We start from the raw sequence: 15527 nt of genomic DNA, 5'->3' as shown, positions 1-15527 counted from the left end.
CGTATCGTCCCGCTCCATGAGCATTGCCCGCCTCGCCAGCTTCGCCTTCTCCGGCATCGAGACGCTGCCGGTGGAGGTGCAGGTGCAGATCGCCCCCGGCCTGCCGGCCTTCATCCTGGTGGGGCTGCCGGACAAGGCGGTGGCCGAGAGCCGGGAGCGTGTGCGCGCCGCCCTCACCGGGCTGGGGCTGGCGCTGCCGCCGAAGCGGGTGCTGGTGAACCTCGCCCCCGCCGGGCTGCAGAAGGAGGGCAGCCATTTCGACCTGCCCATCGCCCTGGCGCTGCTGGCGGCGATGGACATCGTGCCGCGCGAGGAGCTGGCGGGCTTCGCCGCGCTGGGCGAGCTGGCGCTGGACGGCGCCATCGGGCCGGTGGCCGGCATCCTGCCCGCCGCGCTGGGCGCCGCGGGCCGCGGGCTGGGGCTGATCTGCCCCGGCGCGCAGGGGCCGGAAGCGGCCTGGGCCGGCTCCATCGAGATCCTGGCGGCGGAGGATCTGCGACAGCTCATCGCGCATTTGACGGGGCGGCAGCTCATGACGCCCCCCACGCCCCCGGCGCTGGAGCGGGACGCCCCGCCCGGCCCCTGCCTCTCCGAGGTGAAGGGGCAGGAGAGCGCCAAGCGGGCGCTGGAGATCGCCGCCGCCGGGCGGCACAACCTGCTTCTCGTCGGGCCGCCCGGCGCCGGCAAGTCGATGCTGGCCGCCCGCCTGCCCGGCCTTCTGCCCGATCTGACGCCGGCGGAGGCGCTGGAGGTGAGCCTGGTGCGCAGTGTGGCCGGGCTGATCGAATCCGGCCGCATCTCCGCCCGCCCGCCCTTCCGGGACCCGCACCATTCCGCCAGCCAGGCGGCGCTGATCGGCGGCGGGCCGGGGGCACGGCCGGGCGAGATCAGCCTGGCACATCGCGGCGTGCTGTTCCTGGACGAGTTGCCGGAATTTCCCCGCCCTGCCCTGGAGGCGCTGCGCCAGCCGCTGGAGACGGGCGAATGCGTCATCAGCCGCGCTGCGGCGCATGTGCGCTACCCGGCGCGGCTGCAACTGGTGGCGGCGATGAACCCCTGCCGCTGCGGCCATCTGGGCGAGGCGTCTCGCGAATGCGGCCAAGCCCCGCGTTGCGGCGAGCAGTACCAGGCCAAGCTCTCCGGCCCGCTGCTGGACCGGATGGACCTCACCATCGGCATGGCGCCGATACCGCCCGGTGAGCTGGCGCGGGCCCCTGCCGGCGAGACCAGCCGCGCCATCGCCGCCCGGGTGGCGGCGGCACGGCGGCGGCAGGTGGCACGCTTCGGCGCAGGCGGTCCGCCCAGCAATGCCGAGGCACCGCTCGAGGCGCTCACGCCCCTGGCGGAGCCGGAGGCGCTGGCACTGGCCGAGCAGGCGGCGCTGCGCCTGGGGCTATCCAACCGCGGCTTCACCCGCTGCCTGCGGGTGGCGCGCAGCATCGCCGATCTCGCGGGGGCGGAGCGGATCGCCCGGCCACATCTGGCCGAGGCGCTGACCTACCGGCAGCGCCTGCGCCAGCCACAGCCGGTGAATTAGAGCCCGAATCGGCGCGGCCGGGCGGCGTGCCACTGCCGCGCCATGCGCTGCCGGCGCCAATCGAGCAGCGGCGCCACGGCCAGCAGCGGCACCGTCGCCATCACCAGCAGGCCCAGCAGGGCACCGGCCCGCAGGCCCAACAGGATATAGCCGCCGGCGGCCGCCCCCATGCTGACCACGTTGGCGCCCACGGCCGCGATCCACCACAGGCGTATGGCGCGGATGCGGCCAACCGCCTCGGGCTGCCCGGGCTGTTCCTCGGTATAGACGCGCCCATCGTCCCGGACCTCGTAGAGACGGCCCGGGTTGATGGAGAAAGGAGAAGGTGAGCGTTCCGTCGTCAGCGCCGCATCATGGTGGCGGACATGCGGAAAGCCCGGCCGTTGCGCTTGGCGCGCCACCACAGGCTGCCAAAGGCCACCAGCCCCGCCACCAGGGCCACCGGCAGCGCCAGGGCGAAGAAGGCCACCGCGATGCCGGCCACGACAATGCCGACGGCGACGATGGCCACCAGCGCGGCCACGCCGCCCAGGCGCATCAGCAGCCGGTCGAGCCAGGTCGTCGGGCGTGGCGCGGGGCCACGGAATTCGCCCTCGGGCGTCATGTCGAGAACGGGGCGGTCGTGCGATCGCGGGTCCATGGAGCATGATGTTGCGCCAAACCGGTTCCGGTTCAAGACCTTTCCGATTTGTCATGTTGAAATCGGCACCGCGCCGCCCGGCATGCTATGCAGCGACCCATGACGCATCGCTGGCGCAACGCGGCCTTGCTGGCCCTCTTCCTGCTCGGCACGGCTCCCGTCGCTTGGGCCGAGCCGCCACGCCGGCCGAATGCCGCGCAGCTCGAGGCCATACGCCGTTGGCTCTGCCCGAATGGCGGCGCCCCGGTGAAGGGCGTGCCCGGCCGCTGCGACCGCGCGATGGACAGGGCGCCGGGCGGCGGCGCCTGGGATGCGGGGCTGGCCCCCGCCCGGCGCGACGCCGGCATGGCCTGCCCGGACGGCACGCGCCCGGTGCTGGCCCGCGGCCACCGCGACATCATCCGCTGCCTGCCGAGCTGAGGCGGGGGGCTAGCCGCCACGCAGCATCGCCTCGGCCCGGCGCACGGCGGCGAGCGGCAGGCTGGCGCGGCCCACCACGCGCTCCCGCACCACCACCAGCCAGCGATCCTCCGGCATGTCGGGGCGGAGTTCCACCACCCGCGCCTCGTCGTCCAGCGCCACGGCATGGCGCCAGTGCCAGCGGAACATCACCGGCCCACGAACGCGAACGACGCGGGCGATGGGATCGCCCGCGTCGTCGCAACCAACCCATTCCAGCGCCCGGTGCGGATCTGCCGCGCCGGGCCCCGGATCCTCGATGCGGCCGCGCTGCCAGCGGAGCCGCATCGTCAGCCTCAGGCGGACTGCTTCATGATCTCGTCGGCCACGTTGCGCGGCACGGGATCGTAGTGGTGGAACTGCATCGAGAAGGAGGCGCGACCCTTGGTCATGCCACGCAGGTTGGAGATATAGCCGAACATCTCCTTCAGCGGGACATGGGCGCGGACGATGACGGAGGTGCCCGCCATATCCTGGCTCTGGATCACGCCGCGGCGACGGTTGAGGTCGCCCACCACGTCACCGACATGGTCCTGCGGGGTGGTCACCTCGACGTCCATGATCGGCTCCAGGATCACCGGGCCGGCCAGCTTCATGCCCTCGCGGAAGCAGGCCTTGGCGGCGATCTCGAAGGCCAGGGCCGAGGAGTCGACGTCGTGGTACTTGCCGTCCGTCAGGGTGTACTTGAAGTCCACCGTCGGGAAGCCGGCCAGCACGCCGGTGTCGGCCTGGACCTTGATGCCCTTCTCGACCGCCGGGATATACTCCTTCGGCACCGAGCCGCCGACGACGCCGTTGTGGAACTCGATGCCCTCGTTCCGCTCCTTCGGCTCGAAGGTGATCTTCACCTCGGCGAACTGGCCCGAACCACCCGACTGCTTCTTGTGCGTGTAGGTGTGGGTGTGCGGCTTGGTGATCGTCTCGCGGTAGGCCACCTGCGGCGCGCCGATGTTGGCGTCCACGCCGTACTCGCGGCGCAGGCGGTCGATGATGATCTCAAGGTGCAGCTCGCCCATGCCGGACAGGATGGTCTGGCCGGTCTCCTGGTCGGTCTTCAGGCGGAGCGAGGGGTCCTCGCTGGCCAGCTTCTGCAGGCCGAGCGTCATCTTCTCGACGCCGTCCTTGGTCTTCGGCTCAACGGAGATGTCGATCACCGGCACCGGGAAGGCCATGCGCTCCAGCACCACCGGGTCGGACGGGTCGGCCAGGGTGTCGCCCGTGCCGGTGTCCTTCAGGCCCACCACCGCGACGATGTCGCCGGCGAAGATCTCCTTGACCTCCTCGCGCTTGTCGGCGTGCATCTGGAACATGCGGCCGATGCGCTCCTTGTGACCCTTGGTCGTGTTCAGCATGGTGTCACCCTGCTTGATCACGCCCGAGTACACCCGGATGAAGGTCAGGTTGCCGTACTTGTCGTTGATGATCTTGAAGGCCAGCGCCGAGAAGGGCGCCTGCTCGCTGATCTCGATGACGCGGCGCTCGGCGCTGGGGTCGTCGTCCTGGCCCTCCTCGGGGGCGACCTTGATGCCCTCGACGTCCACCGGGCTCGGCAGGTAGTCGACCACGGCGTCCAGCAGCGGCTGCACACCCTTGTTCTTGAAGGAGGAGCCGCACAGCACCGGGCGGAAGGTGCCGGCGATGGTGCCCTTCTTGATGCACTTCTTCAGGGTCTCGACCGAGACGTCGCCCTTCTCGAAATACTCTTCCATCGCCGCGTCATCCACCGAGAGGGCGGTGTCGAGCAGCAGCTGGCGGTACTCGGCGGCCTTGTCGGCCAGGTCGGCGGGGATCTCGGTCTCGTGGTACTTGGCGCCGAGCTCGTCGCCTTCCCACACCAGCGCCTTCATCGTGACGAGGTCGACGATGCCCTTCAGCGTGTCCTCGATGCCGATCGGCAGCTGCAGCGTCACCCAGGTGATGCCGAGCTTCTCGGTCAGCGTCGCGGCGGCGCGGTAGAAGTCGGCGCCCGTGCGGTCCAGCTTGTTGACATAGATGATGCGCGGCACGTTGTAGCGATCGGCCAGGCGCCAGTTGGTCTCGGACTGCGGCTGCACGCCGGCCACGCCCTCGATCACGAACACCGCGCCGTCGAGCACGCGCAGCGAGCGGTTCACCTCGATGTTGAAGTCGATGTGGCCGGGGGTGTCGATGATGTTGATGCGGTGGTCGTTCCACATCGCCGTCACGGCCGCGGAGGTGATCGTGATGCCACGCTCACGCTCCTGCTCCATGTAGTCGGTCGTGGTGTTGCCCTCGTGGACCTCACCGATCTTGTGGGACTTGCCGGTGTAATACAGGATCCGCTCGGTCGTCGTCGTCTTGCCGGCGTCGATATGCGCCGTAATGCCGATGTTGCGGATCTTCTCGAGCGGGGTGCGCGCCACGGGGGCCTCCATACGCGTCGCGGCGGCTGCCGCGCTGAAAATTGCACGGCGCCAGCCGCGCGGAAAAGTCACGCGGCGGCTGCCGCGCGGAAGACATACGCGGCAGGTGCCGCGTGGGAAAGGGGTATGCGCGATGGGCTCGGCCTTCCCTCCGCGCCCTCGCCTGAAGCTCTGTTTGCCGGTCCGGGACCGCCCAAGCCTTGGCGGCGGCCTCGGGGGGCCGGACCGTTGCCCTCAGCCCACCGCTGCCGCAGGACCGCAGGGCCTGCCGGATCCGAGGGCGCGGCCAAACCGCCGGGCGATTCACCGCACCCACCGTCGCGGCGCAGATGCACCGGATCGGGGTGTATTGCAAGCGGTAAGTAGGAACGCTCTCCCCATCCGTCACGGCGAAGCCATGTCACGGCTCGTTGCAGAGAGGATGGGGCGGGAATGCCGGCCCGTCCGGATATGGGCATCCGCGGCATCCATGTCACCCTCCGCTCCGGCCTGAATGCGCGGCCGGACCGGCCTGTCCCGGCGCAGTCGCTATCCTGGCGGCAGGCACGGATCACCGGCCCGGAGGCGCCCCTGCTTCCGCCTCTGAGGGCGGCAGGCGTCGGAGCAACGCCATGCTCGCGGTGAGCGAGCCCGGCCGCATGGCCCGGGTGGGCGGCAATGCCGGCACCGGCCGTGGCATGGCCGGCGCCGCCTTCCTGGCCCGGAGCGCCGTGACCGGCGGGCGAATGATGAAGGAGGGCCTCGGCCAGGCCAGGCTGCCGGAGGGTGGCAATCCAGCCGAGGCTGGGCCTACCCGGCGCCACCTAGGGCCCGCGGGGCGGCTGAGGAGGGCGCGTCCCCCTCCCCTGGCCCGCCCTCAGTCGTCGCGGTGGATTCGTTCCATGCGTTCGTGGCGCTCCTGCGCCTCGATGGAGAGGGTGGCGATGGGGCGCGCCTCCAGCCGGCGCAGGCCGATCGGCTCGCCCGTCTCCTCGCAATAGCCGTAGGTGCCGTTGGCGATCCGCTCCAGCGCCTGATCGATCTTGGAGATCAGCTTCCGGGCACGGTCGCGGGTGCGCAGTTCCAGCGCCCGGTCGGTCTCGACACTGGCGCGGTCCGCCAGATCGGCCTCGCTGATACCGCCCTCGCTCAGACTGGCCAGCGTGTCTCCGGCCTCACGCAGCAGATCCTGACGCCAGCGCAGCAGCTTCTGGCGAAAATATTCCTGCTGCTGGGGGTTCATGAATTCTTCAGTGTCAGACGGCCGATAGTCCGGCGGCAGCGTAATCAGCATTGGTTCGATCCCCCGGCCTTCGGGAAAAAGTTCCCGCGAACCTTCCCCTGAGGGCGGCCGGACCATACAGGGCCGCCCCCCTCGAAGCCAAGAGGCGGTTGTATGGCTTACCCCATGAAATTTCCGCTGAGCCTGTGCAATTTGCCGGCCGCTTCAGCAGGATGGCACTTCCGGGGGCAGGAAGCGCCCGGTGGCGACTACTGCGCCATCACGCCGGAGAGAAACGCCGTCAGCCCCGCGACGCCGAGCATCACCACCAGGGCGGATTTGAACAGCGTCGTCCAGTCCGAACGGTCGCCCTCGCCTTCCTCGGAATGGTAGGCGGGGCGCTGGACCTTCTGCCAGTCGCCACGCGAAGGCAACTCGCTGCGGTCGGCCAGGGACCGGTTGGCCGGCTCGGCGGAAATATCCGGCGACATCTCGATGAAAGCTCCACTGCCTGAGGACCCGTTACCGGGATCTGCACGCAGGAACGTTCACGCCACCGAGCCGTTCCACGCAACACGCATGCCTGTGAGGACGAGTCACAAACCTGGTAGCGCAGCGAGGAGCCGGGACCAGCCGGCTCAGAAGCGCGCCAGCGCGGCGCCCCAGGTAAGGCCGCCGCCGATCGCCTCCATCAGCACCAGGTCGCCCTGGCGGATGCGCCCGTCCCGCGTCGCCTCGGCCAGCGCCAGGGGAATGGAGGCGGCGGAGGTGTTGGCGTGGCGGTCCACCGTCACCACCACCTGCTCGCGCGGCAGGCCGAGCTTGCGGCCCATCGCCTCGATGATGCGCAGATTGGCCTGGTGCGGCACCAGCCACTTCACATCCGACTTGTCGAGGCCGTTGGCCTGCAGCGCCTCGTCCACCACGCTCGCCAGCTTGCTGACGGCGTGGCGGAACACCTCCTTGCCGGTCATCCGCAGCAGGCCGCTGTCGCCCTCCACCTGCAGGATGTCGCCATGCTGGCCATCTGCGTGCAAATGGCAGGAGAGCAGGCCGCGCTCGGTGCTGCCGGCCTCCGCGGCGCACAGCACCACCGCGCCGGCGCCGTCGCCGAACAGCACGCAGGTGCCGCGGTCCGCCCAGTCCAGGATGCGCGAGAACACCTCGGCGCCGATCACCAGCGCGCAGCGGCACTGCCCCGCCTTCATCATCGCATCCGCCACGGAGAGGGCATAGACGAAGCCGGTGCAGGCGGCGGCGATGTCGAAGGCGAATCCCTGCGTCACGCCGAGCTTGGCCTGCACCCGCGCCGCCGTGGAGGGGAACACCGAATCCGGCGTGGCGGTGGCCACGATGACGGCGTCCACCGCCTCCACCCCGAGGCCGGCCTGCGCCAGGGCGGCGCGAGCGGCGGCGGCGGCCATGTCGCTGGCCAGCTCGCCCGGCGCCGCCAGGTGGCGCTGCCGGATGCCGGTGCGCTCGCGGATCCAGGCGTCGGAAGTGTCGAGGCCGTGGCGTGCCGCCAGGGCCTCGTTGTCCAGCACCAGCTCGGGGAGGTAGGCGCCGGTGCCGGCGATCAGGGCGCGATAGGTCATGCGGCGAGGTCCCAGGGGCCGCCTGTCAGCGGGCGTTGACGCCGGGCTCGGCGGCGGCGGCCACGGCGGGCTTGCCGCGCGGCGGCAGCGTCGCCAGCACCTCGCGGATGCGGTCGTTGAAGCGGTGGTTCACCATGTCCATGGCGACGTCCACCGCATGGGCGAAGCCCAGCGCATCGGTGCCGCCATGGCTTTTCACCACCACGCCGTTCAGGCCGATCAGCACGGCGCCGTTGTAGCGTCGGGGGTCCATCCACTCGCGCAGCCGGTCCAGCGCCGGGCGGGCGAGCAGGTAGCCGAGCTTGGCCGCCAGCGAGGAGGTGAAGACCTGCTTCAGCAGCGTGCCCACCAGCTTGAAGGCGCCTTCGCCGGTCTTGAGCGCGACATTGCCGGTGAAGCCGTCCGTCACCACCACGTCGACAGTGCCGGCGGTGATGTCGTGCCCCTCGACGAAGCCGTGGAAATTGGGGGCCAGCACCGTCTCGCGCAGCATCTCGGCCGCCTGGCGGACACGGTCGTCGCCCTTCAGCTCCTCGCTGCCCACGTTGAGCAGGCCGATGCTGGGCTTGGTGAGCCCCAGCACCGCGCGCGCGAAGGCATCGCCCATCACGGCGAACTCGACGAGGTTGCGCGGGTCGCAGACGATGTTGGCGCCGAGGTCGAGCAGCACCACGTCGCCACGCGCCGACGGCCCGATGGCGGCAAGCGCCGGCCGGTCAACCTCCGGCAGCGCCTTCACCACGATCTTGCCGAGCGCCATCAGCGCGCCGGTGTTGCCGGCCGAGACGACGCCCGCCGCCTCCCCCGCCGCCACCGCGTCGATGGCGATGCGCATGGAGGAGTTGCGGACGCGCAGCGCTGCCGTCGGCTTCATGTCGCCCGGAATGGATTCGGGCGCATGGCGGATGGCGCAGACGCGCGCGGCCTTGGGCCGGCGCGCCAGCAGCGCGCCGAGCCGGGCTTCGTCACCCACCAGCAGGAAGCGCGCCTTCGGGTGCCGCTCCGCCGCGAGTTCCAGACCGTCCAGCACCGATTCCGGTGCATGGTCGCCGCCCATGGCATCGATGGCCAGGGCGAAGCCCCCCGCAGGCGGTTGCTGCGGGGCGCTGCCCTGCGGCAGTGTCACCTGCGACAAGGTGTCAAATCCCCTCGGCGGGCCGGAACAATCAGGTGCGGACCGCCGCCTTCAGGGCCTTGCCGGCGGCAACGACCTCACGGCCGTCATAGTGGCCGCAGGAGGCGCAGATATGGTGCGGGCGCTTCAGCTCGCCGCAGTTGGGGCACTCGTGGTGTGCCTGGGTGGACAGGGCCTCGTGGCTGCGGCGCATCCCGCGGCGGGAGGGCGAAACCTTCTTTTTCGGAACGGCCATGGCGCCGGGCCTCTCTTCTTAACGTGCTGTCGTAGTCAGCGGTAAATCAGGAAGGCCGCGCCATTACCACCCCACCCCCCCGGGTGCAAGCGCCATGCGCCGGCCGCCACGCGGCGAGGGCCGCCGGAGAGCCGGCCGCAGGGCCGGCCGGGAGCGCTGATTCTCAGTCCAGCCGGACGGCGTAGCGGTGCCGCTCGGTGTCGATCATGGAGAGCCGCACTTCCACCGGCCGGTCCGCCACATCATAGGCGATACGCTGCACCATCAGCAGCGGCGTGCCCTCTGGCTTGCCCAGGGCGGCGGCCGTCTCGGCATCGGCGCCGGCGGCCGACAGCTCCTCCTCGGCGCGCTCCACCGTCACGCCATGGGTGCGCTGGAAATAAACGTAGAGCTCGGAGGGCTGCTCGCCCGGCGGCAGCGCGAATCCGGAGAAGACGGCGCCGGAGAGGGTGCAGCGCTCGAAGATTCGCGGGCTGCCGTCCAGCATGCGAATCCGCCGCAGGTGGTAGACCGGGGCACCCGTCTCCAGCCCCAGCGCCGCCGCCTCCCATGGCGCCGCCTGCCCCTGGGCGCAGGAGATGATCATGATGCGCGACACCACGGCGCGGCCGCTGAGGTCGCGCACGCGGAAGAAGTGGAAGCGGGCCGTGTCGCTGGTGTGCTTCGCCACCGTCGTGCCGCGGCCCTGCCGGCGGTCGATCAGGTGGCGGCGCTCGAGCGCGGCCAGCGCCTTGCGGACCGTGCCCTGCGAGACGCCCAGCTCGCTCGCCAGCTCCGGCTCGGCCGGCAGGAGGTGGCCCGGAGGCCAGGTGCCGCCGACGATCCGACCGAGCAGGATCTCCTCCACCTGGCGATAGAGCGGGCGGGCATCCAGGCGGGATCGGGAGGAAGTGGCCGTCATCGGGCAGCGGTCATCGGCATGGAGAGCAGCATGGTCCTTCGGCCGTCACAGGATCTGGAAATGCTCTGTTCACGATCTGCGTAGCCGGATCAAGGCGTTCCAGAAGATAGACTTGTGTCTTATACAAGACCTGTTAAGATGAGGTCTCTCGGGATTGCTCTGCAGGCCGAGTTTGGGGAGGAACAGTCCCGCTAAAGGGACGGAGAAAGAGCGTATGACGGCGCCCAGGCCATGTCCGGGCGCCGTCCGCTTTTTCAGGCCCTCCACGCCCCTTCCCTCCCGTCCCGCCTTCCTGTCTAAACGCCTGCGCCGGAAGAAGGTGGCAGCGATGCGCGACGGAGAGCCGAGTTCCTATCCCAGCCTTGGCAAGGCCGCCCGCCTCTGGTGGCGAATCGGATGTCTCTCCTTCGGCGGCCCGGCGGCGCAGATCGCGCTGATGCACCGCGAGGTGGTGGAGGAGCAACGCTGGGTGGGCGAGGCCCGTTTCCTGCACGCCCTCAATTTCTGCATGCTGCTGCCGGGGCCGGAGGCGCAGCAGCTTGCCACCTATCTCGGCTGGCTGATGCACGGCGTCCGCGGCGGCCTGCTGGCCGGGTTGCTGTTCATCCTGCCCGGCGCGGCGGTGATGCTCGCGCTGTCCTTTCTCTATGTCACGCTCGGCCGGGTGCCGGCGGTCGAGGCGCTGTTCTTCGGCCTGCAATGCGCGGTGCTGGCGCTTGTGGTGGAGGCGTTGCTGAAGGTGGCGCGGCGCGCGCTGCACGGCACGCTCGCCCTGCTGCTGGCGCTCGGCGCGTTCCTGGCGCTGTTCGCCTTCAACCTGCCCTTCCCGCTGGTGGTGGGCACGGCCATGCTGCTCGGCGCCGCCTTTCCCGCCACCTTCGCGCCCGCCGCCGGCGCCGTGTCGGCATCCGGCCCCCCGGCCATGATCGACCGCCTGCTGGCCGAGGAGCCGGGCCGGCCGCAGCGCATGGCGCGCAGCGCCCGCCGCACCGGCCTGGCCGTGCTGGCGCTGTGGGCGTGGTCCGTGGCGCTGCTGATGGGCACCGGGCTGTTCGGCGATGTCGCCTGGTTCTTCGCCCGCATGGCCGTGGTCACCTTCGGCGGCGCCTACGCGGTGCTGGCCTATGTGGCGCAGGAGGCGGTGGAGCATTACGGCTGGCTCTCGGCCGAGGCGATGCTGGCCGGCCTCGGCCTGGCCGAGACGACGCCGGGGCCGTTGATCCTGGTGCTGCAGTTCGTGGGCTTCCTGGCTGGCTGGCAGCAGGGGCCGGTCAGCGCCGTGGCCGCCGCGCTGCTGACCCTCTGGGTCACCTTCGCGCCCTGCTTCGCCTGGATCTTCCTCGGCGCCCCCTTCATCGAGCGGCTGCACGCCATGCCCCGGCTGCGCGGCGCCCTGGCCGCGGTGACGGCGGCGGTGGTCGGCGTCATCGCCAACCTGGCGGCCTGGTTCGCGCTGCGCCTGATCTTCACGGAGCGCACCGCCTGGCAGGCCGGCCCTCTGCGGCTGGAACTGCCGGTGCCGGCCAGCCTGGACCTGGCGGCACTGGGGCTGGCGGTGCTGGCGGGAATCGCCCTGCTCGGGCTGCGCATGGGCGTGGCCAAGGTGCTGGCGCTGGCGGCGCTGGCCGGGCTGGCGCTGCGGCTGGCGGGGGGCTGAGCAGGGTTGCGCCGCCCCTGGAACGGCGTTAAGGCGGAGCCGATTTGCTGCGCCGCACAAGGCGCCTCCTCCCGGAGAGACGACAAGTCCGATGTAGGCCGACGCCAGCCCTGATTGATCCGCCGCGTTATGCCGCGCCAGACTGGCGCGTCCTACGCCGTGCGTGGCTGGCGCTCCTTTCGTCCCCGCTTCCCGGAAGTTCCCCTTCATGCTCAATCCCGCGCGGCTGCGCGCCGAATGGTTCGGCAATGTCCGTGCCGACCTGCTCTCCGGCCTCGTCGTCGCCCTCGCGCTGATCCCGGAGGCCATCGCCTTCTCGATCATCGCCGGCGTCGATCCCAAGGTCGGGCTCTACGCCTCCTTCTCCATCGCCGTCATCACCGCCATCGCGGGCGGCCGGCCGGCCATGATCTCGGCCGCCACCGGCGCCATGGCCGTGGTGATGGTCAGCCTGGTGAAGGACCACGGGCTGCAATACCTCTTCGCCGCCACCATCCTCACCGGCATCCTCCAGGTGCTGGCCGGAGCGGCGCGGCTCGGGCGCGTCATGCGCTTCGTCTCCCGCTCGGTGCTGACGGGCTTCGTCAACGCGCTGGCCATCCTCATCTTCATGGCCCAGCTGCCGGAGCTGATCGGCGTGCCGGCGCTCACCTACCCGATGGTGGCGGCCGGCCTCGCCATCATCTACCTGCTGCCGCGCCTGACCACGGCGGTGCCCTCGCCGCTGGTGTGCATCATCGTGCTGACGGCGCTGGCCTGGGCGCTGGGGCTCGACCTCCGCACCGTGGGCGACATGGGCGCCCTGCCGGACGCGCTGCCGCACTTCTTCCTGCCCGACGTGCCCTTCACCTTCGAGACGCTGCGCATCATCCTGCCCTACTCCGCCACGCTGGCGGCGGTGGGCCTGCTGGAATCGCTGATGACGGCGGCCGTGGTCGACGAGATGACCGACACCGGCAGCCAGCGGAACCGCGAATGCGTGGGCCAGGGCGTCGCCAACTTCGCCACCGGCTTCCTGGGCGGCATGGCGGGCTGCGCCATGATCGGGCAATCGGTCATCAACGTCCGCTCGGGCGGGCGCACGCGGCTCTCCACCCTGGTGGCGGGCGTGGTGCTGCTGTTCCTGATCCTGGCGCTGGGCGACCTCGTCCGCCGCATCCCCATGGCGGCGCTGGTGGCGGTGATGATCATGGTCTCGATCAGCACCTTCAACTGGGCCTCGCTGCGCACCCTGCTGACGCATCCGCGCAGCTCCTCGGTGGTGATGCTGGCCACCGTCGCCGTGGTGCTCGCCACGCACGACCTCGCCAAGGGCGTGCTGGCGGGCGTGCTGCTCAGTGGCATCTTCTTCGCCGGCAAGGTGCGGAGGATGTTCAGCATCTCCTCCGCCCTCTCAGCCGACGGGCGCGAGCGGCGCTACACCGTGCTCGGGCAGGTGTTCTTCGCCTCGGCCGAGGATTTCATCGCCGCCTTCGACCTGAAGGAGGATCTCGCCCGCGTCGTCATCGACGTGCGGCAGGCGCATCTGTGGGACCTCAGCGGCATCGGCGCGCTGGACCGCGTGGTGCTGGGCTTCCGCAACCGCGGCGTCGAGGTGGCGGTGGAAGGAATGAACGAGGCCAGCGCGGCCATGGTCGAGCGGCTCGGCGTCCATGACAAGCCAGGGGCGACGCTGGCCGCGGGGCACTGAAGCGCCAGGGGGCGCCGCCCCCTGGACCCCCGCCGGGGGGATAGTATCCCCCCGGACCCCGCCATCAGGGGGTCAGGACCACGCGGCCCACGGCCTGGCGGTCGCGGACCATCGCCATCGCCTCGCGGAACCGCTCCAGGGGCAGCGCGGCATGCACCTCCGGGCGGAGCTGGCCGGCCGCCCACCACGCCATCAGCTGCTCCCACAGCGCGCGCACGCGCGGCGCGTGGGCGCGGCGGTTGTCGCCGGGCGACCAGCCGAGATAGGTGCCCCAGTTCAGCCCGGCCACGCCGATGTTCTTCAGCAGCAGCAGGTTCACGCCCAGCTGCGGGATGGCGCCGCCGGCATAGCCCAGCGTCAGCAGCGTGCCGCCATCGGCCAGGCAGCGCAGCCCCTCGTCGAAGGCCTCGCCGCCCAGCGTGTCCAGCACCAGCGCGACGCCCTCCCCGCCCGTGGCAGCCCGCGTGGCCTCGCGGAAGGGCGCGGCGCTGTCCAGCACCACATCGGCGCCGCGCGCATGCAGCATCGGGTGCTTGGCGGCACCGGCCCGGGCGATGACGCGCGCCCCCACCGCCCGCGCCACCTCCAGCGCGGCGAGGCCGACGCCACCCCCCGCCCCCTGCACCAGCACCCACTGCCCCGGCTCCAGCCTTCCGCGCCAGAGCAGGGCGGAGGCGGCGGTGGGGTAACTGATCGGCATCGCCACGGCAGCGGCGGCCTGCGGGCCATCGGCCAGGGTGGCGGGCAGCGGCACCACATGGATGTCGTCCGCCACCGCCTCCTCCGCCATGCCGCCCCAGTCCAGCGCCGCGAAGACGCGGGTGCCGGGCGGCGGCGCCACGGCGTCCGGCGCCGCCTCCAGCACGGTGCCCACCACCTCGGTGCCCGGCACGAAGGGCAGCGGCGGCCGGCGCTGGTACTTGCCCGCGACGACAAGCTGCTGCGCGAAGGAGACGCCCACCGCCTCCACCCGCAGCCGCACGCCCCCTGGACGCAGCGGCGGCGGCGGAATCTCCTTCATCTCCAGCGCGTCGAAGTCGCGCCAGGATTCGCAGACGATGGCGCGCATCATTGGGCCTCGATCTTCGCGTCGCGCACCAGCTTGCCCCAGCGGGCGTATTCGGTGCGGGTGAAGGCGGCGAAGGCCTCGGGCGTGTCGGCCACCGGGTCGGCGCCGAGCGTGGCCAGGCGCTCGCGGGCCTCGGGCGTGGCCACCGCCGCCGCCACCGCCTGCTGCAGGGCCTGCACCACCGGCGCCGGCGTGCCGGCCGGCGCCCAGATGCCGTACCAGGTGGCGATCTCGTAGCCCGGCACCCCTGCCTCGGCCACGGTGGGCAGGTCGGGGAAGGCGGCGACGCGGCCGCCGGTGCTCACCGCCAGCGCCCGCAACTGCCCGTCCCGCACCGCGCCGGCGCTGCTCGGCATCGAATCGAACATCAGCTGGATGTTGCCCGCCAGCAGATCCGCCAGCGCCGGGCCGGAGCCGCGATAGGGCACATGCGCCATCTGCGTGCCGGTGAGCTGCTTGAACAGCTCCCCCGCCAGGTGCGGCGCCGCGCCGATGCCGGAGGAGCCGTAGGCGGCCCGCCCCCCGTTCTGCTTCAGCCAGGCGATCAGCTCCGGCACGGAGCGCACGGGCAGGTCCTTGTTCACGACCAGCATCAGCGGCACGCGGGCGATGTTCGTCACCGGCTCGAAGGCCGCTAGCGTGTCGAACGGCATCTGCGGGTTGAGGTGCGGGATGATGACGTGCAGCGAGGCGTTCACCAGGAAGGTGGCGCCATCCGGCGCCGCCCGCGCCACCTCGCCGCTGCCGACGATGCCCGAGGCGCCGCTGCGGTTCTCCACGATCACCGGCTGCGGCAGGCGCTGCGAAAGCTGCTGCGTCACCACCCGCCCCAGGATGTCGGTCGGCCCGCCCGGCGGGTAGGGCACGACGAAGCGCAGGGGGCGCGTGGGCCAGCTCCCCTGTGCCACGGAGGCGGCGGGCGGCAGCGCGGCGAGCATGGGCATAGCGGCGAGCGCCGCCCTGCGGGTGATGCGCATGGATGGAGGTTCCCTTCCCTATTTTCTTGTCTCGTCCCACCATCGCC

Annotated in this window: 16 protein-coding genes; 4 read left to right on the top strand and 12 right to left on the bottom strand. The window is 71.4% G+C overall.

Annotation, left to right across the window (positions count from 1 at the left end; translation table 11 throughout):
- Positions 1–16: 16 nt before the first annotated feature.
- On the top strand, positions 17–1537 hold the full coding sequence (locus CR165_RS02440) for a YifB family Mg chelatase-like AAA ATPase (RefSeq protein WP_109515349.1): 1521 nt from the start codon (positions 17–19) through the stop codon (positions 1535–1537).
- Here the strand turns inward: CR165_RS02440 and CR165_RS24375 are convergent.
- Together CR165_RS24375 and CR165_RS02430 are read right to left on the bottom strand one after the other, a co-directional pair.
- Complete coding sequence (locus tag CR165_RS24375) at positions 1534–1938, bottom strand: hypothetical protein (protein WP_146201813.1); 405 nt, start codon at positions 1936–1938, stop codon at positions 1534–1536. The two genes, CR165_RS02440 and CR165_RS24375, sit on opposite strands and share 4 nt — an antisense overlap.
- Positions 1878–2177, bottom strand: coding sequence for a hypothetical protein (locus CR165_RS02430; RefSeq protein ID WP_109515347.1), 300 nt, complete (start codon positions 2175–2177; stop codon positions 1878–1880). The genes CR165_RS24375 and CR165_RS02430 overlap by 61 nt, the downstream gene beginning before the upstream one ends.
- A gap of 99 nt (positions 2178–2276) precedes the next feature.
- Between CR165_RS02430 and CR165_RS02425 the strand changes: the two genes are divergently transcribed.
- Positions 2277–2597 (top strand): hypothetical protein, encoded by a 321-nt coding sequence (locus CR165_RS02425; RefSeq protein WP_109515346.1) that lies wholly within the window; start codon positions 2277–2279, stop codon positions 2595–2597.
- Between the two features lie 9 nt (positions 2598–2606).
- Here the strand turns inward: CR165_RS02425 and CR165_RS02420 are convergent, their stop codons facing one another.
- The 8 genes from CR165_RS02420 to CR165_RS02385 form a co-directional block, all read right to left on the bottom strand.
- On the bottom strand, positions 2607–2924 hold the full coding sequence (locus CR165_RS02420) for a hypothetical protein (RefSeq protein WP_109515345.1): 318 nt from the start codon (positions 2922–2924) through the stop codon (positions 2607–2609).
- 8 nt (positions 2925–2932) lie between these two features.
- Entirely contained in the window at positions 2933–5032 is a 2100-nt protein-coding gene (gene fusA / locus CR165_RS02415) for an elongation factor G (RefSeq protein ID WP_379634491.1), read from the bottom strand.
- 844 nt (positions 5033–5876) lie between these two features.
- On the bottom strand, positions 5877–6293 hold the full coding sequence (gene dksA, locus CR165_RS02410; RefSeq protein ID WP_109515344.1) for an RNA polymerase-binding protein DksA: 417 nt from the start codon (positions 6291–6293) through the stop codon (positions 5877–5879).
- 197 nt (positions 6294–6490) lie between these two features.
- Positions 6491–6712, bottom strand: a complete 222-nt coding sequence (locus tag CR165_RS02405) for a hypothetical protein (RefSeq protein WP_109515343.1) — start codon at positions 6710–6712, stop codon at positions 6491–6493.
- 147 nt (positions 6713–6859) lie between these two features.
- Entirely contained in the window at positions 6860–7816 is a 957-nt protein-coding gene (locus CR165_RS02400) for a beta-ketoacyl-ACP synthase III (RefSeq protein ID WP_109515342.1), read from the bottom strand.
- A gap of 25 nt (positions 7817–7841) precedes the next feature.
- Positions 7842–8951 (bottom strand): phosphate acyltransferase PlsX, encoded by a 1110-nt coding sequence (plsX, locus tag CR165_RS02395; RefSeq protein ID WP_379648272.1) that lies wholly within the window; start codon positions 8949–8951, stop codon positions 7842–7844.
- A gap of 31 nt (positions 8952–8982) precedes the next feature.
- Positions 8983–9186 carry a 50S ribosomal protein L32 gene (gene rpmF / locus CR165_RS02390; RefSeq protein WP_109515341.1) on the bottom strand — a complete coding sequence of 68 codons (204 nt, stop codon included), beginning with the start codon at positions 9184–9186 and terminating at the stop codon, positions 8983–8985.
- Between the two features lie 163 nt (positions 9187–9349).
- Complete coding sequence (locus tag CR165_RS02385) at positions 9350–10087, bottom strand: GntR family transcriptional regulator (RefSeq protein WP_109515340.1); 738 nt, start codon at positions 10085–10087, stop codon at positions 9350–9352.
- A gap of 328 nt (positions 10088–10415) precedes the next feature.
- Here CR165_RS02385 and chrA point away from each other — a divergent pair, with 328 nt between their 5' ends.
- Both chrA and CR165_RS02375 read left to right on the top strand, forming a co-directional pair.
- Entirely contained in the window at positions 10416–11744 is a 1329-nt protein-coding gene (gene chrA, locus CR165_RS02380; protein ID WP_109515339.1) for a chromate efflux transporter, read from the top strand.
- Positions 11745–11952: 208 nt separating this feature from the next.
- Entirely contained in the window at positions 11953–13434 is a 1482-nt protein-coding gene (locus CR165_RS02375; protein WP_109515338.1) for a SulP family inorganic anion transporter, read from the top strand.
- A gap of 64 nt (positions 13435–13498) precedes the next feature.
- On the opposite strand, the gene CR165_RS02370 is transcribed toward CR165_RS02375, so the two are convergent.
- Together CR165_RS02370 and CR165_RS02365 are read right to left on the bottom strand one after the other, a co-directional pair.
- Positions 13499–14506, bottom strand: coding sequence for an NADPH:quinone oxidoreductase family protein (locus CR165_RS02370; RefSeq protein WP_109515337.1), 1008 nt, complete (start codon positions 14504–14506; stop codon positions 13499–13501).
- On the bottom strand, positions 14503–15480 hold the full coding sequence (locus tag CR165_RS02365) for a Bug family tripartite tricarboxylate transporter substrate binding protein (RefSeq protein WP_109515336.1): 978 nt from the start codon (positions 15478–15480) through the stop codon (positions 14503–14505). The genes CR165_RS02370 and CR165_RS02365 overlap by 4 nt, the downstream gene beginning before the upstream one ends.
- Positions 15481–15527 lie beyond the last annotated feature (47 nt).

Source organism: Teichococcus aestuarii, from assembly GCF_003116135.1.
In the GTDB taxonomy this organism is placed as follows: domain Bacteria; phylum Pseudomonadota; class Alphaproteobacteria; order Acetobacterales; family Acetobacteraceae; genus Pseudoroseomonas; species Pseudoroseomonas aestuarii.
This window is presented reverse-complemented; position numbering and strand designations above follow the sequence as displayed.